The organism is Halocola ammonii (genome assembly GCF_049334165.1).
Lineage (GTDB): Bacteria > Bacteroidota > Bacteroidia > Flavobacteriales_D > Sanyastnellaceae > JBEGHD01.
The window spans coordinates 208,870-234,250 of sequence record NZ_JBEGHD010000004.1 but is presented as its reverse complement, the minus strand read 5'-3'; the positions used below and the strand labels follow the sequence as shown (position 1 = coordinate 234,250).

General features: G+C 44.0%; 22 protein-coding genes and 1 other RNA gene. 8 read left to right on the top strand and 15 right to left on the bottom strand.

What is annotated here, in order from left to right:
• Positions 1-73: 73 nt before the first annotated feature.
• Positions 74-805 (top strand): gliding motility-associated ABC transporter permease subunit GldF, encoded by a 732-nt coding sequence (gene gldF, locus ABHV44_RS06075; protein ID WP_459073774.1) that lies wholly within the window; start codon positions 74-76, stop codon positions 803-805.
• An 8-nt stretch (positions 806-813) separates the two neighbouring features.
• On the opposite strand, the gene ABHV44_RS06070 is transcribed toward gldF, so the two are convergent.
• The 5 genes from ABHV44_RS06070 to ABHV44_RS06050 are packed head-to-tail and all read right to left on the bottom strand — an operon-like array spanning position 814 to position 4,257.
• Complete coding sequence (locus ABHV44_RS06070) at positions 814-1,626, bottom strand: SMODS-associated NUDIX domain-containing protein (RefSeq protein WP_459073773.1); 813 nt, start codon at positions 1,624-1,626, stop codon at positions 814-816.
• 41 nt (positions 1,627-1,667) lie between these two features.
• Positions 1,668-2,552 (bottom strand): AAA family ATPase, encoded by an 885-nt coding sequence (locus ABHV44_RS06065; RefSeq protein WP_459073772.1) that lies wholly within the window; start codon positions 2,550-2,552, stop codon positions 1,668-1,670.
• The gene (locus ABHV44_RS06060; RefSeq protein ID WP_459073771.1) at positions 2,553-3,056 is read right to left on the bottom strand and encodes an HORMA-1 domain-containing protein; all 504 of its coding nucleotides are present in this window, start codon (positions 3,054-3,056) and stop codon (positions 2,553-2,555) included. It abuts the gene before it with no gap.
• Complete coding sequence (locus ABHV44_RS06055) at positions 3,056-4,033, bottom strand: CBASS oligonucleotide cyclase (protein ID WP_459073770.1); 978 nt, start codon at positions 4,031-4,033, stop codon at positions 3,056-3,058. The genes ABHV44_RS06060 and ABHV44_RS06055 overlap by 1 nt, the downstream gene beginning before the upstream one ends.
• A gap of 2 nt (positions 4,034-4,035) precedes the next feature.
• The gene (locus ABHV44_RS06050; protein WP_459073769.1) at positions 4,036-4,257 is read right to left on the bottom strand and encodes a DUF2188 domain-containing protein; all 222 of its coding nucleotides are present in this window, start codon (positions 4,255-4,257) and stop codon (positions 4,036-4,038) included.
• A gap of 505 nt (positions 4,258-4,762) precedes the next feature.
• Here ABHV44_RS06050 and dacB point away from each other — a divergent pair.
• Both dacB and ABHV44_RS06040 read left to right on the top strand, forming a co-directional pair.
• Complete coding sequence (gene dacB, locus ABHV44_RS06045) at positions 4,763-6,112, top strand: D-alanyl-D-alanine carboxypeptidase/D-alanyl-D-alanine endopeptidase (RefSeq protein WP_459073768.1); 1,350 nt, start codon at positions 4,763-4,765, stop codon at positions 6,110-6,112.
• A gap of 461 nt (positions 6,113-6,573) precedes the next feature.
• Positions 6,574-7,101: a hypothetical protein gene (locus tag ABHV44_RS06040; protein ID WP_459073767.1), complete on the top strand. Its 528-nt coding sequence runs from the start codon at positions 6,574-6,576 to the stop codon at positions 7,099-7,101.
• 418 nt (positions 7,102-7,519) lie between these two features.
• Here ABHV44_RS06040 and ABHV44_RS06035 read toward each other — a convergent pair whose 3' ends face one another.
• Positions 7,520-8,098: a YqgE/AlgH family protein gene (locus ABHV44_RS06035; RefSeq protein ID WP_459073766.1), complete on the bottom strand. Its 579-nt coding sequence runs from the start codon at positions 8,096-8,098 to the stop codon at positions 7,520-7,522.
• A 92-nt stretch (positions 8,099-8,190) separates the two neighbouring features.
• Here ABHV44_RS06035 and ABHV44_RS06030 point away from each other — a divergent pair, with 92 nt between their 5' ends.
• Positions 8,191-9,942 (top strand): M14 family zinc carboxypeptidase, encoded by a 1,752-nt coding sequence (locus ABHV44_RS06030; protein WP_459073765.1) that lies wholly within the window; start codon positions 8,191-8,193, stop codon positions 9,940-9,942.
• Positions 9,943-10,164: 222 nt separating this feature from the next.
• Here ABHV44_RS06030 and ABHV44_RS06025 read toward each other — a convergent pair whose 3' ends face one another.
• The 5 genes from ABHV44_RS06025 to ABHV44_RS06005 all read right to left on the bottom strand — a co-directional run bounded on the left by ABHV44_RS06025 (position 10,165) and on the right by ABHV44_RS06005 (position 14,929).
• A complete protein-coding gene (locus ABHV44_RS06025; RefSeq protein WP_459073764.1) occupies positions 10,165-10,797 on the bottom strand; it encodes a carboxypeptidase-like regulatory domain-containing protein in 633 nt (210 codons plus the stop codon).
• A 174-nt stretch (positions 10,798-10,971) separates the two neighbouring features.
• Positions 10,972-12,573 carry a peptide chain release factor 3 gene (locus tag ABHV44_RS06020; RefSeq protein ID WP_459073763.1) on the bottom strand — a complete coding sequence of 534 codons (1,602 nt, stop codon included), beginning with the start codon at positions 12,571-12,573 and terminating at the stop codon, positions 10,972-10,974.
• A gap of 83 nt (positions 12,574-12,656) precedes the next feature.
• The gene (locus ABHV44_RS06015; protein ID WP_459073762.1) at positions 12,657-13,553 is read right to left on the bottom strand and encodes a mechanosensitive ion channel family protein; all 897 of its coding nucleotides are present in this window, start codon (positions 13,551-13,553) and stop codon (positions 12,657-12,659) included.
• Positions 13,554-13,561: 8 nt separating this feature from the next.
• Positions 13,562-14,269 (bottom strand): LOG family protein, encoded by a 708-nt coding sequence (locus tag ABHV44_RS06010; RefSeq protein WP_459073761.1) that lies wholly within the window; start codon positions 14,267-14,269, stop codon positions 13,562-13,564.
• Between the two features lie 123 nt (positions 14,270-14,392).
• Positions 14,393-14,929, bottom strand: a complete 537-nt coding sequence (locus ABHV44_RS06005; RefSeq protein WP_459073760.1) for a hypothetical protein — start codon at positions 14,927-14,929, stop codon at positions 14,393-14,395.
• Positions 14,930-15,053: 124 nt separating this feature from the next.
• Between ABHV44_RS06005 and ABHV44_RS06000 the strand changes: the two genes are divergently transcribed.
• The 4 genes from ABHV44_RS06000 (at position 15,054) to ABHV44_RS05985 (ending at position 19,620) form a co-directional block, all read left to right on the top strand.
• The gene (locus ABHV44_RS06000; RefSeq protein WP_459073759.1) at positions 15,054-15,470 is read left to right on the top strand and encodes an acyl-CoA thioesterase; all 417 of its coding nucleotides are present in this window, start codon (positions 15,054-15,056) and stop codon (positions 15,468-15,470) included.
• Positions 15,471-15,612: 142 nt separating this feature from the next.
• Entirely contained in the window at positions 15,613-17,964 is a 2,352-nt protein-coding gene (locus tag ABHV44_RS05995) for a T9SS type A sorting domain-containing protein (protein WP_459073758.1), read from the top strand.
• A gap of 238 nt (positions 17,965-18,202) precedes the next feature.
• Positions 18,203-18,607, top strand: an RNA gene (gene rnpB / locus ABHV44_RS05990) — RNase P RNA component class A.
• 11 nt (positions 18,608-18,618) lie between these two features.
• Positions 18,619-19,620: a glycosyltransferase family 2 protein gene (locus ABHV44_RS05985; RefSeq protein WP_459073757.1), complete on the top strand. Its 1,002-nt coding sequence runs from the start codon at positions 18,619-18,621 to the stop codon at positions 19,618-19,620.
• Between the two features lie 60 nt (positions 19,621-19,680).
• On the opposite strand, the gene pruA is transcribed toward ABHV44_RS05985, so the two are convergent.
• From pruA to ABHV44_RS05965, 4 genes are all read right to left on the bottom strand, one after another.
• Positions 19,681-21,309, bottom strand: coding sequence for an L-glutamate gamma-semialdehyde dehydrogenase (pruA, locus tag ABHV44_RS05980; protein WP_459073756.1), 1,629 nt, complete (start codon positions 21,307-21,309; stop codon positions 19,681-19,683).
• Positions 21,310-21,512: 203 nt separating this feature from the next.
• A complete protein-coding gene (locus ABHV44_RS05975) occupies positions 21,513-23,930 on the bottom strand; it encodes a TonB-dependent receptor (protein ID WP_459073755.1) in 2,418 nt (805 codons plus the stop codon).
• Positions 23,931-23,999: 69 nt separating this feature from the next.
• Positions 24,000-24,527 (bottom strand): hypothetical protein, encoded by a 528-nt coding sequence (locus ABHV44_RS05970; protein WP_459073754.1) that lies wholly within the window; start codon positions 24,525-24,527, stop codon positions 24,000-24,002.
• 63 nt (positions 24,528-24,590) lie between these two features.
• On the bottom strand, positions 24,591-25,349 hold the full coding sequence (locus ABHV44_RS05965; RefSeq protein WP_459073753.1) for a DUF481 domain-containing protein: 759 nt from the start codon (positions 25,347-25,349) through the stop codon (positions 24,591-24,593).
• Between the last annotated feature and the right edge of the window lie 32 nt (positions 25,350-25,381).

The window sequence follows — 25,381 nt, the reverse complement described above, 5'->3', positions numbered from 1 at the left end:
TGACTAGCGTTTTAACTTTGCCCACCTTTCCCCAAATGATTTTACATTAGCAAAAAATAAAAGACCGCATTTCATGATCGCATTGTTGAAGAAAGAAATCAGAAGTTTTTTGAGCTCGTTGATCGGCTACGTTGTGATTGCCGTTTTCCTGTTGCTCATCGGACTTTTTATGTGGGTTTTCCCTGGCGATTTTAACGTGCTCGACAGTGGCTTTGCCAGTTTAGGCCCGCTCTTTACGCTTGCTCCGTGGGTGTTTATGTTTCTCATCCCCGCGGTGACCATGCGGCTGTTTTCGGAAGAAAAGCGCACAGGAACCATCGAGTTGCTGTTCACCCGACCGCTAACCGATTTTCAGATCATCCTTTCAAAATACTTTGCCGGATTGCTGCTCGTGCTTTTCGCGCTGATCCCAACGCTGGTATTTGTCTTTACCGTCTACATGCTCGGAAATCCGGTCGGCAACCTGGACACCGGAGGAACCTGGGGATCTTACATCGGGCTGTTTTTCCTTGGAGCCGGCTACGTGAGCATTGGCGTTTTTGCATCGAGCATTTCCACCAACCAGATTGTGGCGTTTCTCGTTTCTGCTCTGCTGTGCTTTTTCATGTACCAGGGATTCGAAGCCATCACATCCTTTGAAGTGATGGGCGAGTTCGACCAGTTCTTTCTTTCACTTGGCATTGCCGAACACTACAAAAGCATGAGCCGCGGCCTCATCGACACCCGCGATGTGGTTTACTTCGTGGTGCTGATCACATTCTTCACGGTGATGACAAAGCTGGCGCTGGCGAGTAGGAAGTGGTAGGATTAGCCCTACGGAGATTCATACTTCATATTTACTGCCCATTTGGTATGAATCCCAACACTGAATGGTTCACTTTTCGTGACATTATCAAAGCCCAAGCTCATTATTATTTGCTCATCTACCCACTTGATGTACTCAGTATCACCCTTCTCTTTTAATTTTCTTAAAGCCTCTTCTTGTTCCGCGCTTGGCTTTAAGTCATATACATCATAGCGAAGTAATTCTAAGCAATTAAACTTTTGGGATTTTTTCAATGGAGTTTGTACAGTGCCCACGAATCTGTAATTAACATGCGGGAAGGTACTGAAATCAAGCACCTCAGTTCTAATTAATTCTTCGCAGAATTCTCTCCAATGAGATACTTCTCTGTTTTTGGCTGATATGAACCAGTCAAGAAATTTCAAAGCTTTTGTTGCTGGCACAAATACTCTAAGATCATCTTTCTTAACACCACTAGTCGATAATTTTTTATCTGGTTCCGCACCGTATTTCTCTTGTAATGTATCGAGCTCATGTGGTAGAACCTTGTAGACACCTCCGACAAATTGAAAGAATTCCCATTTAGAATTCTTCACCAACAAGTACTTATCATCGATTCGAATTCTATATAAGTAAGACATTGAAAATCTCACTTTTTTTCTTCGATGAATGACTTGTAAGAGAAACCATAGTTTTAGTCTTCTTATGTTCTGGAGAAATTCATCAAGAAACCAGATTATAATCGAGGCTAATACGCTAAAAGCAATTGCTCTGAGTGCCACTTTCCAAAATGAAATTTCATCTGGGTCAAAGTAGTAGCGATCAAATATCAAATAGCTCATTACTACCAAGCATATGAATAAGTATCTGAGACTTTTGGGGATCATTTTATTTTGGGGCTTGGTTGAACATCTTTGAGTACTTCACTAATCGTATCAAAAGTTAGTGGCTTAGAAGGAAAAACGCGGGCAATTGCTTCAGGGAACACTTTCAATCTTAAATCAGAGTAGGAGTAACCAACTCCATTATTTTCGTCTGGTCCTGTTAACTTCACAAGATTTTCCAGCTGTTCGTTAGTTTCAAAAACGCACTCTAGATCTTTTGTAAATAATTCTCTTCGTTCGTTATCATCCGGTCTATCGAACTTGATAACCACTCCGGCTCGTCTTATGATTGCTTCATCTAGGAAATGGAGCCTATTTGTGGCCATGATAACAATTGCGCGACCACCTGTTTCTCTTAACTCATCAATTTTCTGAATCAATGTATTCACACCCGCCTTTTCTTCCTGATGCATTTGTTGAGTAGATCGAGTGGTGGCGATAGCATCGGCTTCGTCAATGAGTAAAAATGATAACCTCCGCTTTCCGGCTTGTTTTTTCAATTGACTGAAAGCCTCGTTTACGAGATTACCCATTTCACCATGAAGTCCTTGGCCTCGTACTCTTGTGCTGAGTCTGAGAAAATAGCCTGTTTTCTGAAGTTCTCTAGTGATTCTTTCTGCCATTCCTTCAGCAAATGCAGTCTTTCCTGTACCTACATCACCGGAAAAGATTATTAGCGGATACATATCAGAAATACTTTCTACAGCCTGTAGACTCTTATGAAACTTGTCTCTCCATAGCTCGAGTTCATCTTTTCTAAGAATGAGTTGAATACTATTCTTCACCCTTGAAAATTTATCTTCAAAACCAATTAAAGATTCGGTTCTCTTTTTAATTTCCTTGCTAGGAAGTTCGTATGTACTATCGAAAAAAGTATTTTCCATTTATCTGTAGTTGATTTTTGTTAACTCATAACCTTTATTTGAATACGACTGAGCCTTCTCCTTTTTTAGATGCTGATAAGCAGTATCAATCTTAGAGGGGGACCAATTTACTTTAAAGCCGTTTTCCTCTTGGAATTTTCGTTGCCCTCGATTTCCTAATCTTTTCCAGTCAGCATTATGCTTCAAAATTGTAGTAAGGGTTGCTCCTTCGACTTCGCTCCAGTCATTTCCTCCGGCTCTATCTCCAGACATAGACTGGCCATTAGTTGAGACCTTGTATTTAGCTGCTCTTATTGTCTGACCGTTTGAATCAAGTAGTACGATATCTACCTGCTCTAAGTACTTAGCCTCGGCTAATTTTAGGATGTCGTGAAAAACTTTCTCTATGTAGTTCATGTCCCAAGTATTGGTCCGTCTAGCTATCATTCTTAAATCGGCTTGAAAGCTTTCAAAGGATTTTCTAATATCTACGACCGTGTAAGTTGATGTATGCGAGTTATACATTATTCTTCCTCCTTTTTAATTTTGAATTTCGGTCCGAAAACCGTTTTCCATTCTTCTACTGTTGCATTTTCTGAAGATAAAGACTGTGCTATATTTAACGTTTCAAAAGCGTTTAAAGCCTCATTTTCAAACTCTTTCCAGTTCTGTTCACTAATCTTTCTGGCTATATTGTTTTCATTGTTTGCTGGATCACCAATGAACAGTGGGGTATTGTAATCAGGAATTTCATTTATTGCATCCTTAAAGTTGATTTCGTCAATCTTGCCTGAAGATGTGTATTGGAAGAAGCGAATTATAGCTTCTTCGATATTCGACTCAGTTCCTTTAGCTAAATCCAGGTAGGAGATAATCAGTTCTATGGCGAATGAGGGCATAAAGTCATCAAGCTCCATATAATTGTTCCACCATTTAATGATTCGAATGATGGAAGCGATGTTTGGATTGACATTTTTTCTTTCTTTAGAAAAGTCGATTTGCCGAATGATGCTTGTTGTGTAGGTTCCACCACCTCCACGTTCTGGCTGCCAAACGTAATCTTCATGGTTTTCGATGGGGACAACTGGCACTATGTCGACCTCAAGGCCAGTGTTTATGAATACTATTTTAACAGCTTTGGTTTTGCCATCGGCATCAACATCTTTAGAAATATCTTTAGTAGGGTATATATCTTCGAGATATTGGACCACGAAATCATGAAGCTTTTCGATGTCATCTTTCTTAGCGTCATCACCTTCAATTACGAAGACTAAGTCAACATCAATTGGGTTATCCCCAGTTGATCGGAGAATAGTCCCTTTCTTCCATGACCCGGCTCTAATTACCTTGGTAACTTTTAAACCTGTACTCTCATCCTCGTGAATCTTGTCTTCTAATCGTGAAATTAGATTGTTGAACTGATCACGATATTTTGGCATGTTCTCTCTGCGTAGTTTAATACTATCTACAAAGATCTGAAGTTGTGAATTTTTTAATTGCATAGTTATCCTTTTGGTGGGTAGGGATCGTTTCCGTAGCTGTTACTTTCCCGAAAACGTCCATCTTTCCCTTTGATTAATACTTCTGAAGACTGCTTCTTCGCAATCTTTTTTGCTTTATTGATTGCCTCTTTCTGAGTCTTTGATATTTTGCTCGCTCTTTTGTTTCCATATCCTTTTACAGACCATCCATCAGGATGAGGTGAAACTATTTGTTTCTTCGCCATGATTTAATGGGTTTTATTTGATAAACAATACATTAGTCCCGGAGTATCCGGATGTGGAAGAGTCACCAAGAAGCCAACGAAGCGAAATATCTAAGAGATCTGAGAGTATTCTACAGATAAATCTATATTTGCGGAAAATTGACTTGAAAGATTGCAACCCTTTGTAGTCAATTGATATCCAAAATAATTTGGTGGCTGGTTGGATTTTTTCAACCGAGCCACCAAATTACAATTTCAATGCCATAATAATATCTAAATTATATTTTTTAGGCCTTTTTGTTATATCCATTGTTAGTTTTGCTAGTTGTATCGCGGTAACTTGGTTTATCTACACCCAAAAATACATTCTATCAACAGTTAATAGTTGAAAACTTTTTGTCGGTTTTCATGACACTAACATGACAATTGTTCGCGAAAACTGTCAAATTCTTTACCAGTTTGAGTCTAATTGTCAGTTTTCGAATTTCTTTACCTTTCTCAGGAAATTGCAAATGATATTTAAATAATGAAAGTCAAAGAGGCATTCATCATTCTATTTGTAGGCTTTTTAAGTGGCTTTCCGCGGGCCCAATCCCAACCCGCCTTCAACTCCTTCCTTTCCGACCCAGTCCTTCACCACGCCACAGTTTCCTGTGCATTGGTGGATGTGGCAAGTGGAGAAGTGGTTTTTGAGCACGAAAGCGAGAAGACGATTTTGCCAGCTTCGAGTCAGAAGTTGTTTACCACGCTGGCAGCACTGGAGCTCTGGGGCGATGAGCATCGCTTTCCAACAGAGGTTTGGCGCAAGGGTAACTCCGTTTATCTCGACACCGCTGGCGACCCGACTTTCGGTTCTGATCGGTTTGCCGAGTCGCGAACGGATATCGAAGAGCTTGTCAGCAAACTCAAGGAAAACGGAATCACTGAAATCGACACGCTTTTCGTGAGAAACGATGTTTTCACGGACATGCCGTTTGCCGGAACAGTTCCAGTAGAGGATGTTGGCAACTACTACGGTGGCGGTGTGCGCTCTTTCTCTTATCTGGAGAACATCTACAAGCTGCACCTTCAGTCGTCTTCGCAAGTAGGAGGAGAGGTGAAAGTTCTGAGAACCGAGCCGGAGTTGCCGTTTTTGGAGTTCGACTGCCAGGTGAAGTCGGCCGACAACAACCGTGACAACGCATACATCTATTCTTTCCCCAATTCTAAAAGTGCACTGATCAGTGGAACCATCCCAGCCGGAAGAGTTGGTTTTGAAATCAAAGGCTACATGCCCAATCCGGTAGCGGTTTTTGGAGAGGCTTTCAAAAAAGAAGCACAGAAAGAAGGAATTGCGGTCGGTGTTGTCAAGGCTCGTGACTTTGGTAAAGAGGACTTTGGAGCGACAATTTTTACGATGACTTCTCCGCAACTCTTAGACATGGTAGCCGAAATCCACGACCACAGTCTTAACAGCTACACCGATTTTATTTTCAAAAGGCTGGGAGAGGAGATTGTTGGCGATGCGAGCTTTGCCGGTGGACAAAAAGCGGTGAACGGGTTTTGGACCGAAAGAGGAGTTGACATGAATGGTGTTCGACTGGCAGACGGTAGCGGACTGTCAAGAGCCAATGGAATCACCACTGAAGCTTTGGCGAAAGTGCTCTCGTGGTTTGCCAGAAATCACCCGGGATCAACGCTGGATGAACTGAAGCCCTTTGGGAAATTCGCCAGAGCCAAAAGCGGCTACATGGAAGGTGTGAGATCTTACGCAGGAACTGCCACACACAACGGCCGCCAGGTATCTTTCGCCATCGTGGTCAACAACTACAACTGTTCCCCCACAGCCATGCGACTGAAGATGCAGAAGCTCTTTGATGAGTTTTTTGGTGATTAAGGGTCTATCAATTATGAGTTTTTCGAGGCTTCAGAGTCCAATATCCTCGCGCGAAAGATCGCCCCTGTAGGGGTTGGGGGCGTGGTCCGAGGTTAATGGAATTGTGTGTTCTAAGGTGACTCAGGTAATTAAGTGTCCTTGAACAACGAAATACTCTCAATACTCACACCCAAACTCACACTGTAATTTCCTCCCCCGTCTCGACATCGCGCGTGTCCGCCCTAAAATCTAAATGTCGATCCACCCCCTCCAGCGGGGGATAGGCGTTATTCAACTATTTTCGGAAGTGATTTAAATGCTTCTTCCAAGAAACACCAGACCTATCAAAGGGTTGCAGTTCAATCTGTGCTTGTCCCCCGCTGGAGGGGGTGGCCGAAGGCCGGGGGAGGACTTATAAAAGTTCATTGCTGGTAAAAGATGTTTTTTTGTTAAAGTTGTAATTCAGGAATGAAGAAATACTCATGAACATCAAGCAGGCACTCATCGATGAGCATTCGAAAGCTCAAAAAGACCGCATCGCGGATTACGTGGGCCACGACACTGATCGCTTTGAGACTTTTATGAGGATTTTCCTTCATGGTGAGAAACCTTTGCCACAGCGTGCTGCCTGGTGTTTGGATGTGATTTACCGAAACAATCCGATTGCCACTCAGCGGTTTTTCCCGGAGTTGATTGAGCGACTGGCTGATGACTCGGCCCACGATGCTGTTCACAGAAATATCCTCAAGATATTTGAGAGTGAGCCGATTGATGTTCTTGGCGAGGAGCTTCAGGGAAAGCTGATCGATTTGTGTTTTGGTTTTTTGGCGAGCCCTCAGCGTCCAATTGCAATTCGAGCGTACTCAATGACTGTGCTCTACAAGTTTTGCGAGCTCTACCCTGAACTAGGTGGCGAGTTGAAACTGCTCATCGAGGAAAACATGAAGTACGGCTCAGCGGGAATCAAGTCACGTGGAAGAAAGGTATTGAAGGCTTTGAAGAAGTTGTGATTGCTTTACAACAGGACCTTAACCACATAGGCACATAGTTTTTATTTCTGGTCTCCTTTGCTATGTGCCTTCAAGATCTACTTTGATAATTGAGGGCTTTCAATTCTCCACACTAAAGGCACTTAGAAGAAAGCTAGAAGTTCGCCTATTGTGCCTATGTGGTTACTTTCCGTAGCTGAATGCTTTTGCGACTTATGAGAGGGACTTTTTTTATTACGAGTCACAATGAAAGAATCCTCCCTCCCCCTGCGGGCCTTGCTCTGCCGAAGCGGCTACGCGAAGGCGCAGTACTCCCTCCAAAGGGAGATATCGCGCAGCTATTCTTTCCTATGCAACGGTGGAAATTTTATTGCAAGATGAAGCCCTCAATGCCTTAATGAAAACCTTAATTTCTAAATGTTTAAAAATGAAGAGAACCCTAGTTCAACTTCGGGTCTTCCGGCAGGTTGGCGATCATTTCGCCTTTTTTGCCGAGGCCGCTCATGATTTTCTTCCAGAGGTCCTTGATTCGGGTGTTCATCAACACTTCTTTTTTCACCTGGGTAACAAACCACGAATTGGTTTCCAGTTCACTGTCGAGCTGTTTTGGCGACCAGCCTGAGTAACCCACGAAAAAGCGAATTTGATCGTGCTTTACCTCACCGTTTTGCATCATCTCCCGAAGCACCTCAAAGTTGCCACCCATGTAGATTCCTTCAACTACTTCTATGCTTTCTTCAACACGATCGCCAAGAGTGTGAATGTAGTAGAGGTTGGAGTTTTTGACAGGACCGCCAATGCTGATGCGAGAGCCGTGGCCCGGGAGCGATTCCATGATCTGATCCAGAGAGAGTTCGATGTAGTTGTTGAGCACAAACCCAAAAGACCCCTCTTCGTTGTGCTCGCAGAGAAGCACGACAGTTCTCCTGAAATAAGGATCATCTAAAAAAGGCTCGGAGAGGAGTATCTTCCCCTTTTTTGGTTCGATGTTATTTTTAGGGACAAAATTCAATTCCATTTCAATCTCGCTTTTCTTCGATCCTTTCTTGCTATTTTACGCATCTTTTAGCGTTTTAACCAGTCGCAAGTCTAATAGTTTTCAAGAAAGTCATGCACATTAACAACACTTCTATTTCTTTATTATTTACGGTACTTTCAACTTGCTGTTTCGCAATGACCTCTATGGGCCAGTCGCACACTCCTTTTACCGGAAACGAAAGTCTGAGCTACGATCAGGCGATCGATGCTTACACGAAGCTGGCAAATAGTGATGACAGAGCCACGCTCGTGGAAATGGGCAGCACTGATGTCGGTGAACCCCTTCATCTTTTTATCATCGATTCGGATGGTGTTTCCAAACCTGATGAGATTTCAGAAGAAAAGGCTGTGTTCCTTATCAATAACGGAATTCACCCAGGAGAGCCTTGTGGAGTGGATGCATCGGTGATGCTTGCAAGAGAATTTTTGAGCGGAGAAAAGTACTACAATGAAATTCTCGAGGAAATCACGATTTGCATTGTGCCGATGTACAATGTTGGTGGGGCATTGAATCGTGGTTGCTGCAGTCGAGCTAACCAAAACGGACCCAGGGCTTATGGTTTTAGGGGAAACGCCAAAAACCTCGACCTGAACAGAGATTTCATTAAAGCCGACTCTAAAAATGCAAAGTCTTTTCACCTCATTTTTCACGCTGCAGATCCTGAAGTGCTGGTCGACACACACACTTCCAATGGAGCGGATTATCAGTACACGATGACACTGATCACAACTCAGCCAGATAAAGCTTCACCAATGGTGCGCGACTATATTCGTGGAGGAATGAACGATTGGCTTTATGCAGCAATGGAAAAACGAGGTTTCCCAATGACGCCATACGTCAGCACAATGGAAAGAACCCCCGAATCGGGAATAGTTGACTTCAACGAAACTCCTCGTTACTCCACCGGCTATGCAGCGCTTTTTAACACGATTGGTTTCGTTTCTGAAACGCACATGCTCAAGCCTTTTGAAGACCGAGTAGAGAGTACTTATCACTTTTTGATGTCACTGGCGGAGTACACTTCTCAAAATGCACAGGAGCTCATCGAAATGCGAAAGTCTGCCAACGAACAAGAAAAGTCTAAAGAGACCTTTGCCCTGGACTGGGAACTCGATACAACTCGCTACGAGATGTTCAGCTTTATGGGGTATGAACACGAGATGATAGAAAGTGATGTCACCGGTAAGAAGCGTTTGTTCTATAACCAGGATAAGCCTTTCGAGAAAGAAATCCGATACTACAACCGATACGTTACTACCGACTCCGTTTTGGCACCCGACTACTACATTATTCCTCAAGCCTGGACTGAGGTAATTGAAAGGCTGAAATGGAACAACGTAAAAATGCATCAATTGGAAAGCGACCGCACGCTTGACGTTGAGCTGTACTACATCAAGGATTTTAATACGGTTAAAAATGTTTACGAGGGCCACTACTTGCACAGCAACGTGGTGGTGGAGAAGGTCGATGCTTCCGTTGACTATCGCGAAGGTGATTACATCGTTCCTGTAAACCAGGAAACGAATCGCTTCATCGTGGAAACACTGGAACCAAAAGGAGTTGATTCCTTTTTCGCCTGGAACTTCTTCGACTCAGTATTGCAGCAGAAAGAGTGGTTTAGCGATTATGTTTTTGAAGACACAGCAGAAGAGATGCTGGAGAAAAACCCTGAGCTCAAAGAAGAGTTTGAGGAGAAGAGAGCGAGCGATGAGGAGTTTGCTCAAAAACACTGGGGCCAGCTTTACTGGATCTATCAGCGGTCAGACAATTACGAAAACACGGTGAATCGCTATCCGGTGGCGAGATTTTTTGGTGAGCTCTAGCTGAGAAGGTAGGCTGATTTTACGGGAAATCGTCTCCTTGAGAAATTCCAAAGACAAATTCCAAAGCAGGTTTTGACGGAAGAGTTAACGAACAGAGTTGACTTAATCACTCAATTACCCCAATTCGCTTTCTCGCCCTTCATCCGCGTGTCGCAGACCGCGTGTCGCCATAGCTTCAGCGGAGGTGCAAGCTTTAGCGTAGAAGGGAATCCCTAAAACCACTTAGTCGTCACGTTTGAAATCGCCATCTCGCCATGCTCTGATGAACTTGGCCCAGGCAATTGGGTTTAGGACTTGAATTGGAGGCGCTTGCCCGGCATATTGAAAATCCTCGCGTCTCTTGCGCATCGTGTAGCGATAAGCTTCCTGGCTGTCCATTCCCATTTCCATCATATCGCTGTACATTTCCTCGGGGTCGAGATTCTTGCGAGCTCTTTCCACTTCATCTTCGTAAAGCTCCAGCGCCAAAAACTCTTCTTTGAATTGCTCGGGAGTGGGCCATGGGTAAACGAATGTCGTTGGAATCTGCACAGTGTCTTTTCTCAAAACCTGAACTACTGAATAGCGTTTTGACTCGAGCGTGTCTGGAATGGTGTATTCAACAGCCTTGTACCCAACTCCTGAAAAACGAATAGTATCTCCTTTGAAAGCGGGAAGTGTAAAAAACCCATAATCATCGGTCATCGTACCTCGATTGGTGCTTTTGAGCGCTACAGTCGTGTAGGCAACTGGCAGCAAAGAATCGCCAGTGACAACCACACCGGAAAACTGTACAACCTCTTCCGAGTCTTGCTCTTGTGAGAAAGCCAAAGCCGGCAATAAAATGAAAAGTGTAAAAATTAAAAGCTGTCGCATATCTGCTAGAGTACTGTTATTTTCTTCTTTCGAAGGTAAGCATATTTCATTCCCAACGGGATCAAAGGAGTTCAATTGAGCCATTATTCACAACTTTTCTGAAATTGAACCGAAGGTGCAATCTCTTTGAGAAAAGAACAACTTCCGGCAAATCAAGTTCGTGCGGAAATTGATTTAAGCTTCCTCTTTGGCCGTTTTGAACTCCGAAGTAAAATGAAATTCTATTTCGGGGAAATTCTGACGTTCCATGTTGAGGAGAAACTCTGAAGGCGCTAAGAAAACCAGGTTGTCGTCTTTGTCGAGCACTACGTCATTTCCTTTTATCCTCCTGAACTCCATAAGCTTATCCTTGTCATCTGAAGTGATCCAACAAGCCTTGTAGTAATTCTTCGGTTGGAATTCACATTTGGCTCCGTACTCGTTTTCGAGACGATACTGAATCACATCAAACTGGAGTTCACCAACAGTACCGATAATTTTTCGATTACCCGATTCAATGGTGAAAAGCTGAGCTACACCTTCTTCGGTGAGCTGCTGAACTCCTTTCTCCAGCTGCTTGCTCTTCATCGGATCCTTGTTGACCAGTTCCTTGAAAATTTCCGGAGAGAAGCTCGGAATCCCTCTAAACTGAAGTGCTTCACCTTCAGTCAGCGTGTCGCCAATCTTGAAGTTTCCAGTATCGTAAAGCCCAATAACATCGCCAGGAAAAGCTTCTTCAACCACTTCCTTTTCACGAGCCATGAAAGCTGCCGGGTTGGCGAATTTCAGCTTCTTGTCGAGACGAACGTGTTTGAAAAAAGTATTTCTTTCAAAGCGCCCGCTACAAACGCGCAAAAACGCAATTCTGTCACGGTGCCGGGGATCGATGTTAGCGTGGATTTTAAAGACAAATCCAGTGAACTTGTCTTCGTTTGGCGCCACAGTTCGCTCGTCAGTTTGGCGGCCTCTTGGAGCAGGGGCGATGTCCACAAAGTTGTCGAGCATTTCTTTCACGCCAAAATTGTTGATGGCGCTACCAAAGAACACAGGAGCCAGGTTGCCGTCTTCGTAGTCTTTTTGATTGAAAGGATCGTAAACGCCATCTACCAATTCCACATCCTCGCGAAGTTGATTAGCGTCTTCTTCTCCCACCAGCTGGTTGAGCTTCGGATCAGAAAGATCGCTGATCGTTTCGATATCTTCGGCAATCTTCGTTTTGCTCGGATTGAAGAGGTTTACACTCTTGTCGTAAATTTTATAAACACCTTTAAAAGAGTGTCCCTGGCTGATTGGCCAGCTCATCGGGCGCACCTTAATCTGAAGCTTTTCTTCCAGCTCATCGAGCAGTTCGAACGGGTCGCGACCCTCGAGGTCCATCTTGTTGATGAAGATAATTACCGGAGTGTTTCTCATGCGGCAAACTTCCATCAGCCGCTCGGTTTGAGCCTCTACACCTTTCACACAGTCGATCACCAGAATCACGCTATCCACGGCAGTGAGCGTTCGGTAAGTGTCTTCAGCAAAGTCCTTGTGACCGGGAGTATCGAGCAGGTTAATCAGTTTTTCACGATAGTTGAAAGCCATCACAGAAGTCGCCACAGAGATACCACGCTGGCGCTCAATCTCCATGAAATCGGACGTAGCCGTTTTCTTGATCTTGTTGGATTTCACAGCACCAGCTACCTGAATAGCTCCACCAAAAAGAAGAAACTTTTCGGTGAGTGTAGTTTTTCCCGCATCCGGGTGACTGATAATTGCGAACGTCTTTCGCTTTTCTATTTCTTTCTTGAGGTTCATATTCGAAAGTGATAACTGATTTGGCAGCCGCAAAGGTACTTACTTTGTTGCGAATGCTCTCATTTTGAAGATAGGGAAGGAGACTATGATTTTGCTTCTGGCTGATCGAGGACTTTCACGGGAATAAAATCATCTGAGCTGTACATTTTGAGCTCCTGGATATTGGCGGGCATTCCGATTTTGTTTTCGATCAAGAGGTCTTTTACCATTTCCATTACTTCACTCTTCAGGATGAGTGTAGAGTTTTTGTAATCAAAAGTATTGACCCAAAAAAGCACTTTGAGATCCACCGTATTTGGCGCCAAAGTCTCCACAACAACCAATGGAGGATTGTCCTTGAGAATACCTTTAATCTTGGATAGCTCTGACAAAATCAGCTCTCGTGTTGCCTTCACGCTGTGTTTGTAATCGATGCCGACCACAAAACTCATTCTCACCAGGCCGTCTCGAGTATGGTTGGAGAGATCGTTTTTCACGATGCTGGCGTTGGGGACGAAAATGTCTTTTCCGTCAAATGACTTGAGGTGAGTGTTTCTGAAGTTCAACTCTTGTACAACTCCCATTTTGTCGCCAATGGTTACTGTGTCGCCAATTGAAAACGGCCGGTCGAAAACGAGAATGATTCCCGACAGGAAGTTTTCGCCAATTTCTTTGAAAGCAAACCCAATGATAACTGCACCAACTCCGGCTCCTGCAAGCAGACCTCCAGCCAGGTTCTTAAAGCCCATGAGCTGAAAAGCCAGCACAATGCCAATGAGAATAACGATCAGTCGGATGAGCCGAATAGTAAAGCGAATGGCGATTCTGTTTTCGCGCTTTTTGCGCTCCAGCCTGCGGGTGAAGAATCTCGATAGTCCGACTGCAACAAGGGCAAAAAAGCAAACCACGAGCACACCAACGATAATGTCCGGAAGCAATTGAATAAAAGCCTCCCAGTAGTCAGCGATTGTAGTTTTCAGTCGAACTAATATATTCTCCATCAGGTGATTTAGAAGTTTGGCTTGAGAAGATATTCAGAGTAAAACTTGTCAATTTCCTGAACGGCTTCATCAACGGTGTCTACCAACGCAAAGAGTTCCAGGTCCTGAGGACTCACGTTGTTTTCCGCTTCAAGCATTGTGTCTTTAATCCAATCCAGCAGACCCTTCCAGTAGCTTTTTCCCACTAAAATAATTGGGAAGCGACCGATCTTATGTGTTTGAATGAGTGTAAGAGATTCGAACAACTCATCCAGAGTTCCAAATCCTCCTGGCATTACCACAAATCCCTGGCTGTATTTCACGAACATCACTTTACGCACAAAGAAGTAGTCGAAATCGATGTTTTTGTCGCGATCAATGTATGGGTTGGAATGTTGCTCAAAAGGCAATTCGATGTTGAGTCCAACGGAAGTTCCACCGCCTTCGCTGGCGCCTTTATTTCCGGCTTCCATAATTCCAGGGCCACCACCGGTAATCACACCGTAGCCTTTGCGAGTAAGCTCCAGAGCAATATCTCTGGCCATTTTGTAGTACTTGTGGTCGGGCTTTGTTCGTGCCGATCCGAAGATGCTCACACAAGGCCCAATTTTTTGAAGGCTTTCATAACCATCTACCAACTCGGCCATGATTTTAAAGATCGACCAGCTGTCGGTACTTTTTATCTCATTCCAACTTCTCTGGGTGAATTTATCGTTGATTCTATTGTCTTTCTCCATGTGATATTTTTAGGTCAAAACGATCGGCAAGTTATGGGTTTTTATTTAAAGAAAAACACCTGCAACGTTGAGACTGCGAACAGTTGGTTGTTGGCGAAGAGACGTTCTGAAATAGTGGAGTTATCAATTCGAAGGAAGCATTTCTTCTCTCGTCACCGGTTTGATAACTGGCACGAAAAACTGCAGCCTGATAGAGAAGTCGAGCAGGTCTGGAACTCTCATGTCGGACACAAAGAAGTTGTAACCAAATGAAGCCACAAGATTTTTGTAATTAAAAGCGACAAAAGGCTGTAGCGCTATTGTGGCATCTTCCGGGTTCCAGTAGTAAGAGATTCTTCCACCGCCTCCAACAATGTCGACAAAAGCGTGACTTAGTTCCACAGCTTTGGTATCCCAGTCTGTAGTGAACTGACGAAAACTAAGGTCGGTGTAGTGAATGTGGCTGAGCGTTCTCGACTCGATGATACTCTTGTGTTTTCTGGCGATACCGAGAGAGGCGTAGCGCAAAGCCCAGTGTTCTATACCTGCTGTCACACCCCACGCAGGTAGCGAAACGGAGTAGTTATCACCTTCAGTGGGAAGCCCTTCGTACTGGCTATTTGCAGTAATCGAGAAAGCCATCAAAGTGGCGACTAAAAATCCTTTCGAGAGAATATTCATGTGCTCAAATATATTTTTTCCTTGATCATGCATTGAAAAATCCAGGCCATCGATCGAGTTGTTTGGAGATAAGTCTCTTGATTGTTTGCATGAAAATAATTGTCAACTCCTTACTTTTACCAGCATGAAAGTAACACACAAAATCGAAGTGCGTTTTGCCGACATCGATGTGATGGGGCATGTCAACAACGCAGTCTATCTGAGCTATTTCGAGCAGGCTCGAATGAAGTTTTTCGAAGAGCTTATTGGAAAAGAATGGGACTGGGAAACCAACGGGATACTACTTGCCCGCAACGAAATTGACTACAAGGCTCCGGTCTTGCTCAACGATCAGGTGAATGTGGAAACTTCAATTCTCGAAATGGGAAACAAAAGCATGACCCTGGGATACAGTGTGGTAGTGGACAGAGATGGAAAAAAAATGACCTGTACTGAAGGCAAGTCGGTACTCGTGTCATTTGATTATCACGAGAGAGCTACCAAACCTATCCCTGAGGAGTGGCGAAAAAAACTGGGATATGAAACAGAAAAGGGCAACTAGTGGGGAGAGTTGCAGTCTTACTTAAAGTAATGAACCGATGATTGTAGAAAATGTCGGAAAGAATTACTTGTAGAAAACGAGTGACAACACTAAATTTGAGAACTTATACTAAAGAAACAAATCACATCAATCCTTAAACCTTATGAAACGAATTTTACTTTTTCTTTTTGCGTTAACGCTATCAATAGGAGTGAATGCCCAGGCCACGGGTGTCACTGTCGAAGTTTATGAGGAGCACACCGGAATGGTTGGTAGTGCTGATCTGACAGGGTATACGACCTATCGCGTTTACGTAGACCTGGCCAACGAAGAAGATTTCTTATCTGCTATTTACGGTCTGGCCGATGAGCAACTACTGATAACCACCACAACTTCATTCTATCAAAACCTTGAGTGGGGTGATGTGCTTGGTTCAGAAATCAATACACTTGCTTACTCAATAGACGCTGCATCTGAGTTCGACTCCTGGTTGACGATCGACCTTGAGAACAATTCACAATCTGGAGGTATCGGACTTGTTGCAACCAATCCGGCTGTTCCTGGAGAAGATTTTGAAAACAACGGTGGAGATTTCTTCCTGATCGATGGTTCGATTTACTCAACCAATGGAAACCCAAATGGAGTGGCCGGACCTGATCTTCGAGTTCTTGTTGGTCAGTTCACTACTGATGGCGTTCTTTCGGGATGTCTCAACACTCAAGTTCAACTGCTCGGTCAGTCAGGCTCCAGCAATACTTCAAACTCAAATATTCCTTTCAGCAGTGATTCGGAAGCAGTTTTTGGATGTATCGATCCAGATGCTGAAAACTACGATCCAGATGCGACAAGCACAGATTGTTCTTGTGTTTATCCCTGTGCACTAGAGATCGTTGATCCTGTGATTACCCAAAACGCATGTCCTGGTGGTAGCAACGCGGTGATCGATGTTGCGGCTAGTGGACAACAAGGTTCGGTTTCTTTTGAACTTGGCGCAAGCACAAATGCAACTGGGATTTTCAGCGGACTCGAAGCCGGAGATTACACAATCACTGCAACTGATGGACAAGGCTGTACAGCGGAATCTACCATCACGGTCGAGGATCCCGAGCCGCTAGCATTCGATGCTGAAGTTTCGGATATTTCTTGTTTTGGTGAAGTTGACGGTTCAATTGTAGCAACAACTACAGGTGGGTCAGGAGAAATACTTTATAGTATTGATGATTCCGATAACATCACCAATACAGAAAACGAGTATACAGAGTTGAGTGCAGATACTTACACCATTTACGCTCAGGACGAGTGTACTACTATCAGTCAGGAAATCACCATTACCGAGCCTACAGAACTTTCTGTTACTGTAGACAACACTATTGATGTGTCGTGCTTTGGCGAAATGGATGGTGAAATTGAAGTGACTGCAACTGGCGGTACTCCTGAGTACACTTTCTCTGAAATCAACAACCTCGGACCAGGCAATTACACAGTTACTGTTACAGATCAAAACAGCTGTCAGGCAACAAGTGAGGAAGTTACTATTACTGAGCCGGCAGAGATCACACTTACTACAGAAGTAACACCTGTTTCTTGTACTGGTGATACCAATGGTGTTGTTACTGTGACTGCCGAAGGTGGTGCTGGAAACTTCACTTATTCCTTCAATGCTGGAGAATTTGGCGATGATTCCGAATTCATCAACATCGAACCTGGAACTTACGAAGTTGCTGCCCTAGATCAGGATGGATGTTCTGCAACAGCAAACATCGAGGTGACTGAGCCAGAAGCACTGGAGTTGGATGTTGAAGAAGAAGATGTTTCTTGTAATGGTGAAAATGATGGTTCGTTCACGATTTCTACTGAAGGTGGAAATGGCGGTTACGAATATTACATCGATGGAGATGGCCCAACCACCGAAACAGAGTTTGAAAACCAGGAGCCAGGAACTTACGAAATCATGGTAGAAGATTCGGAAGGCTGCTCAACGATGACAACAATCGAAATTGAAGAACCAGAGGAACTCGTAATTGCAAACTCTGACGTTACTGTAGACAGCGGAGCTGGAGACGGTGAAATCAGCATTGACGTTGATGGTGGTACTGAAGACTACACCTACGACTGGACTGGTCCTAACGGATTTACTTCTGACGAAGAAGACATCGATGGCCTCGAGGCAGGCGAGTACACTGTTACTGTTACCGATGAAAATGGATGTACGGTAACTGAAACTTTCAATGTACTTGTGGGAATCGAAGAGCTTTTCAACTCAGTTGAAGTTTCGCTCATGCCAAACCCAAGTGAAGGCGAGTTCTTCCTCGATCTTGCTGGACTTGACGGACAAGAAGTAGCTTATCAGGTTGTAGACATGCAGGGAAGAGTTGTACTTGACGAAAAGATCGAGTGGAATGCTGCTGAGGTTCGCGAGTTGATTGACCTTACTAGTCAGTCAAGTGGACTTTACTACCTCATGATCCAAATCGGAGATGAGACAGGTACGCTCAAAATGATGAAGCAAAACTAATTTGTCAGTTTAGTAAGCCCAATAGTTGCGTTATGCTTGATTTGAAAAAAGTCATTTATCTCGGTAAACTCCTTATTTTCAAATCTACACAAGCCTTACTCTAGAGCTTACTAAAGCAGACAAGAAAGTAATTTGACAACTATAAATTAGTTTATCAAAAAAAAAAAATGAAAACCCTTTTCGCAACGAGCGGAAAGGGTTTTCTGCTTTTATAGAATCAAAGAATTACATTTGCCCGATGGCAAACCGCTCTATCGTGTTCTGCTTTTTGGTAGAATAAGGAAAGTCCGGGCAGCACAGGGCACCGCACTTCTGAAAAGGAAGGTTTTGCAACCGATCTCTTGCGAGCGTAGGTTGCAGAAACAGAAAGTGCTACAGAGATTTAAACATCCCGGCTTCGGTCGGGAGAAAGGTGAAAAGGTGGTGTAAGAGACCACCAGTTCTGAGAGCGATCTCAGAAGCTGAGTAAACCTTGTGGGCTGAAAGACCATGTATACCGGAAAGGGCTTTGCCCAATGAGCGGCCCGTTCATATTTTCCGGGGGGTAGGTCGATTGAGGCAGTCGGTGACGGCTGTCCCAGATAAATGATAGAGGTCTCACTTCGGTGATTCACAGAACCCGGCTTACAGGTTTGCCATTTTTTTATTCCAATCATGAGCGATTTGATTTCCATCCTGATGCCAGTGAGAAATGCAGCGCCCTTTTTAGAGGATTGCCTGGCTTCAATCCAACAGCAAACGTTAGAAAACTGGGAGTTAATTGCTGTAGACGATAATTCTACTGACGATTCTTATGCAACACTTCAGTCTTTCGCTAAGAGGGATTCGCGGATACTGGTTTTGAAAAACCGTGAATCGGGAATTATCCCAGCTTTAAGATTAGCATTGTCCAACTCCAGTGGCACTCTTATCACACGCATGGATGCGGATGACGTGATGCCTTCAGACAAGCTCAAAACACTATCAGAGACCTGTAAAGCTGAAGGCGAGAAGGCAATTGCCACTGGTAAGGTTTCTTACTTCAGTGACGGTGAGTTGATGGACGGTTTTATCCGATACCAAAACTGGCTCAATGAACTCGTTGAAAAGGGAAATCCATTTCAGCAAATATTTCGGGAGTGCCCCATTGCTTCGCCAAACTGGATGATGAAAAGACCATTTTTTGAGAGGATTGATGCTTTTGAACCGAATGTGTATCCAGAAGACTACGATTTGATTTTCCGGGCGTTTATTCAAGGGGCTCAACCGGTATTTTCTCAGAAGGTAACCCACCTGTGGCGAGACCACGAAACGAGGGCATCAAGAACAGACGAAAACTACGCAGACAATAGTTTTTTTGAACTTAAGCTGAACTACTTTCTGCAGCTTTTCCCGAACGAAAAAATTGGCCTCTACGGTGCCGGAAAGAAAGGAAAGCGTTTGGCTCAAATGCTGATCGATCGAAATGTTTCTTTTCGCTGGTTCTCGAACAACCGAAAGAAAATTGGCAGAGAGATTTACGGCATTTATCTCGAAGAGGATAACCTCGTCTTCCAATCCAGCATGAAATCAAAAATGATCGTAGCCATTTCTTCACCTGAGAAACAAGAAGAGATCTACAGAATGTACGATGAAGCGAGAAAGCAGGAGGGAAGGGACTATTTTTTCTTTTGCTAAATAAAAAAGCCGCTTTGCACTTGTGGCAAAACGGCTTTTCCTATTTCAGTGTCCAGTGGATCATCCCATAAATGGGTAGCGATAATCTTCTGCTGGAACAAATGTTTCTTTTACTGTTCTCGCAGAAACCCAACGGAGCAAGTTTAGGTAAGAACCAGCTTTATCGTTGGTACCAGAACCTCTGGCTCCACCGAATGGCTGCTGCCCAACAACGGCACCAGTAGGCTTGTCGTTGATGTAGAAGTTACCTGCAGTATTCACAAGACGTTTTGTAGCCAGGTCGATGGCATAACGGTCTTGAGAGAAAATGGCTCCGGTAAGTCCATAAGGTGACGTGTTGTCAACGAGGTCGAGCGTTTTCTCGAACTCATCAGCCTTGTAAACATAGATCGTCACAACAGGACCGAAGATTTCTTCTTCCATGGTTCTGAAGTGAGGATTGGACGTTACCACTACCGTTGGCTCCACGAAGTAACCTTTTGATCCATCGTAGTTTCCTCCAGCAATGATTTCTGCATCATCTTGTTCTTTGATGTAATCGATGTAGCCAGTAATCTTTTCGAATGCTGGTTTGTCAATTACTGCATTGATGAAATTTTCGAAATCAATTGGCGATCCCATTTTAAATGAGTTCACCTGCTCGAGAAGGTGAGACTTCACATCGTCCCAAATGTTGTCTGGCATGTAGCAACGCGACACCGCAGAACATTTCTGACCCTGGAATTCGAATGCTCCTCTGGCGATGGCTGTTGCCACAGCTAAAGGCTTCGCAGTTTTGTGAGCCACGATGTAGTCTTTACCACCTGTTTCTCCAACAATGCGTGGATAAGACTTGTAGGTATCGATGTTTTGCCCAATTTCTTTCCAAAGGTGCTTAAACACTTTTGTTGATCCAGTGAAGTGAAGCCCTGCAAAATCTGGGTGTTTGAAAATCACATCTCCGGCATCCGGACCTTCAACAGTAATCATGTTGATCACACCATCGGGAAGTCCGGCTTCTTTGAATACTTCCATTACCACGTTGGCAGCGTAAACCTGGCTTTCTGCTGGTTTCCAAACGGCCACGTTACCCATGAGGGCAGGAGCGCTTGGAAGGTTACCGGCAATTGCGGTAAAGTTGAATGGAGTAATCGCAAAGACGAAACCTTCAAGAGCTCTGTATTCGAGACGGTTCCATTGTCCTTCGTTGGAGTCGGGCTGCTCGCTGTAAATGTCGCTCATGTAAGCCACATTAAAGCGCAAGAAGTCGATCAACTCACAAGCCGCATCAATTTCTGTTTGAAAAGCATTTTTTGACTGACCCAACATCGTAGCTGCGTTGATTTTGTCGCGGTATGGACCTGAAATCAAGTCTGCTGCTTTGAGGAAAACACCAGCACGCTGCTCCCACGAGAGTGAAGCCCACTGATCTCTTGCGCCCAAAGCTGCATCGATAGCCGACTTCACGTGAGATTTATCTCCGTAGTTGAAGTGACCCAATACCTTTTGGTGTTCGTGAGGAGGGCTCAGAACCTTTTTGTTGTTGGTACGAACCTCTTCACCGCCAATGTACATCGGTACATCAATTGGTTCCTGATTGTACATCTCGTTGTATTTGGCGATCAGACTTTCGCGCTCGGGAGTTCCTGGAGCGTAGTCGTTCACCGGCTCGTTAGTGGGAAGTGGTACTTGATAAATTCCTTTTGGCATATTTGTTTCGATTTATTTTGATTTGATGGACAAATGTAACAAATGATTTGCCAGCAAATGGCACCTGTGTTACTCTGTCTGAAAAGCCTATTTTACAAGGTGTGTAGCCACTTTTTAAACTTCTATTTGAAAAGAAAAAAACCGCTGTTGTAGACTCAAATGCACAACAGCGGTTTTTCGTGTGAAGGATTTTAAACAGTCAGTTAAAAAGTGGCTCTAGCTGAGAGCACAACATTTCTTCCTGCCGCAGTTAATCCAGAGCTGTAAGGTCGATATCTCTGATCGAGCATATTCTCCAGCCCTGCACTCAAACTAAGATGTTCGTTTAGTCTGTAGTTTGCTTTGAAGTTCACGGTATACCACGAAGGGGAATACGGGTTGCCGTTCTCATCTGAAGCGTAAAGCCATGGTTTGCCTCTCTCCTCAATATTGAGGTTTTCGAAGGTAACTTCTCCACTGTACATGGCATAAACCTGCATTTCTAATTTGTCTTGAGTGTAGGTGAGTCTGGAAACTCCAAACCACGGAGCAGCATGTCTCGAAGGACTCACTGATCCATCATCGAGTTCTTCTTCACCTTCCTGATAATTGAATCTGGAGCTGATACCAAAGCCTCCGGGAAGCTTAACTTCCAGACCGGCCTGAACTCCCCAAACTGTAGCTTCAGCTGCATTCTGAATTGCCTGCACCTGACTGAGCTCATCGTCATACAAAATGCTATCCTGGCCGTTTAGAGTAAAATCTCTCCTGACCATGGCATCTTCCAGAATTGTGTAGTATCCGGTGACATCCAGTTTCACAGATTCTCCAAATATTTTGGCAACTCCGACTTCTGCGTTGTACGCGTATTCAGCATTGAGCTGACTGTTTGGAACTACAACACTACCAGCTTCCGAATCGAATATTTTACCAAAGTCATCGACATTAGGTGCTCTAAAGCCACTTGATAGGTTGACGTTAATGGCCCACTTGTCGTTTGGTTGGTAAACGCCACCAAGACTTCCGGTTGCTGCTGCATTCTCGATTGAAGCATTTTCAAAAGGAAGTGGATAGTAGGGGAGGTTATCACTAAAGTCAGCTTCGAGCATGAAGAGGTTATAGCGTCCACCTGCCTGAAGTGTAAATCTTTCGAAAACTTTAAACTCATAGTTGAGATAACCAGCATAAGATGCCCAGGTCGACTCAGGATATCTGTCCGGTCCATCTTCCACCACTTCGGTGATGATGTTTCTCTGGTTTCCTACAGAATGGACATCGTTGTAAATCGCCTCGAAACCATAGAACAGGTGATGCCTTTCATTAAACTGTTTGTTGAAGTCAAGGTTGGCAGAGTAAGCGTAGACCTGTTCCGTGCGTTCGTTTCTAATGGGGCTATTAAAATCTCTATCAAATCGGCTTTCCTCGAAATATTGCATGGCTAAACGCAGGGTCACTTCATCGTAAAGTGCATTCACTCTCGAATTAGTAATGCTCAGGTTGTTCATTGCCCATTTTTGAGGGCCGTAGAACCAGCGAGCACTTCTTGGCTGACCGTTGTCTTCTCTTCTCACCAGCCTGTCGTAGCGAGGAAAATCTGAAGTTTCTGAATAGTGGAAGGCATAGTTGAAGTCCCACAGTTCATTCGGTTTAAACCGAACTTTTTGCATGATGTTGGTTTGAGTGTAACCGGTCGGTTTCTGCACCAATGGGTCTTTGTTATCTACAACCTGATCCATACTGTCAATTCGCTGAACATATTGCTCAGACAAGTAATCATCAGGTCCTTCCGATCCCATTCTCAAGTCTCCGTAGTTAAAGTGTGAGATGCTCGTTACCATCGCCCATTTTTCCCATCCTACGTTCACATCAAAGTGACCTGTTTGCTCGTTGTTGGCAGAAGAGAAACGCATCAAGCCACTTCCTTTAATCAGAGGGTCTTCGCTACTCTCTCCCAGTTCTGGGTCGAGTGTTGTGAAGCTCATCACCCCTCCAATGGCATCACTTCCATAAATCACAGAGCCGGGGCCGAAAAGCACTTCTGTGCGTTCTATGGCAAACGGATCCAGCGAAATGACATTTTGAAGGTTTCCACTTCTAAAAATTGCAGTGTTCATTCGCACTCCATCCACACTTATCAAAAGACGATTGGTGGCGAATCCTCGTATCATTGGGCTGCCGCCTCCTTGCTGGCTTTTCTGGATAAAAACTTCTCCAGAAGTACCCAACAGATCTGCCGTAGTCTGTGGATTTTGAAGTTCCACATCTTCTGCAGAGATGGTTGAGATTTTTGCCGGAATATCACTTTGTGATTGTTTCCAGCGCGTAGCTGACACCACCACCTGATCGAGCGTGATTTTAGATGGCGTGAGTAGCAGCGGCCCTTGCAGCTGTGAGAGACTGCTATAATCAATCACCTCCATTCTGTGCCCTACATGGGTAATCTTGATTTTTTCAGCTCCTTTAAATTTTTCAATATTAACTTCACCCTTTGCATTGGTTGTGGCAAATGCCTGAGGTGAATTACTCGACAGCGTTACGAGCTCGAGAGGCTCATTACTCTGTCTGTCTTTGATTGTGATCACCTGTGCCTGTAGCCCGTAGGAGAAAGCTACCAGAGCTGCGATCAAAAATATTCTATTCATTAAAATTATTTTTCTGTTTGTGAAAGTTGATAATACTTTTTCGGCAAAATTGAGTTTCAGTTTTATCAACTAGCACTTTGGTGGGGGAGTGTCGGGGACGGAGTTGTTAGTCAGAATATTGAATTCTCCGGAAGTTTCGTGGGTAACTCCCAATTCAGAGCTTGCAGCGCTTGTCACATTTTTTGGCGGCAGATTCAAAAGCTTTACAAACATTAAAAAATGCTCCTGCTGTTTGTGTGTCTTTTCATCGCCACTTAGGGCAACGTAAGCGAGCTTATCAATCCTTTTATTCAGCAACGTCTCTTCCTTATCCCACCAGCACCAGAAGTGAGTGCTGTCGCCAGTGATTTCTGTTTGGACGATGTCGAACATCTCTCCTTCATATTCAAACTCTTTGCTGTGCTTCCAATTGACCAGGCTGTCAATTTCATCGGATTGAAAAGAGAGCTGGGTAAGTTGTGATTTTGGCAAACCTTCGGCAATCGACCATTTGATTTCTCGCTGCAAGGCTTCTTTCTGAATATGCAATGCCACAAAGCTTCCCCAAAACGGGAAGGTGAGAGCGAAAAAAAGTAATATGGCCGTGGTCTTTTTCACTGGTAGCGCAAGGTAATAAAGGTCACTCTAATCCGATCCTGAATTTCCGATAAGACTTTTGCTTTAATTGAAGTTGTAGCGAAGGCCGTTGCTAACATTGATGATGTTGTTTGGGATATTTGGTAACGGGCGATTGTCGTAAACCAGATTCACTGAAGAAACGAACCTGAGCTTTTCACTTATTTTCAGTCGCAGTGCAAACTCTCCACTAATTCGATAGTCCTGAAAATCTTTGAAGACAGGCTGATAGTAAACGATGAGATTCATACCGAAATTTTCGGTGGCTTGCCAGTCTGCAGACAAATAACTACTTGCGCGCCAGTTGCGTTCAATTTCAGTTGACTCAGTAGATTCTTCGTATTCGTACATACCGCTTACTCCCAGATAAAATGCAATTGAATCGGTGGAGGCCAGAGAAAATCTCATTCCCGAGCCGGCCAGAGCTCTCAGGTCGATGTTTTGCACTCTGTTTTGTTGCAATTGCTCAAAAGCCTCAAACACAAAGATTCGGGCGGTGTCCAAAGCCAGGTTGTATCGAACGTGTTCAAAATTGTTGTTCACCAAATCTTCTCCGTCTGTTTGAACTACTTTGGAGTCTCCCAAAAGCATAAATCCATGTTGCTTTTTGAAGTAGTAGAGTCTGCCGGTACCACCGAATTGATAGATTTCTTCGAGGTTTTTTACGTAAGAAAAGTCGATGTTAATGTTTCCAGAGAAGCCTTCTTCACGCTGCGATTTACGTTTGTTTTCAATGTTGGCTATTTGCCCTATGACTTGTGAAGAGCAAGCCAGAATGAAGAATATGAGTGTGAGTTTTCTCATGGCAGAGTAAAAAGTTGCTCGGGCAAAAATGA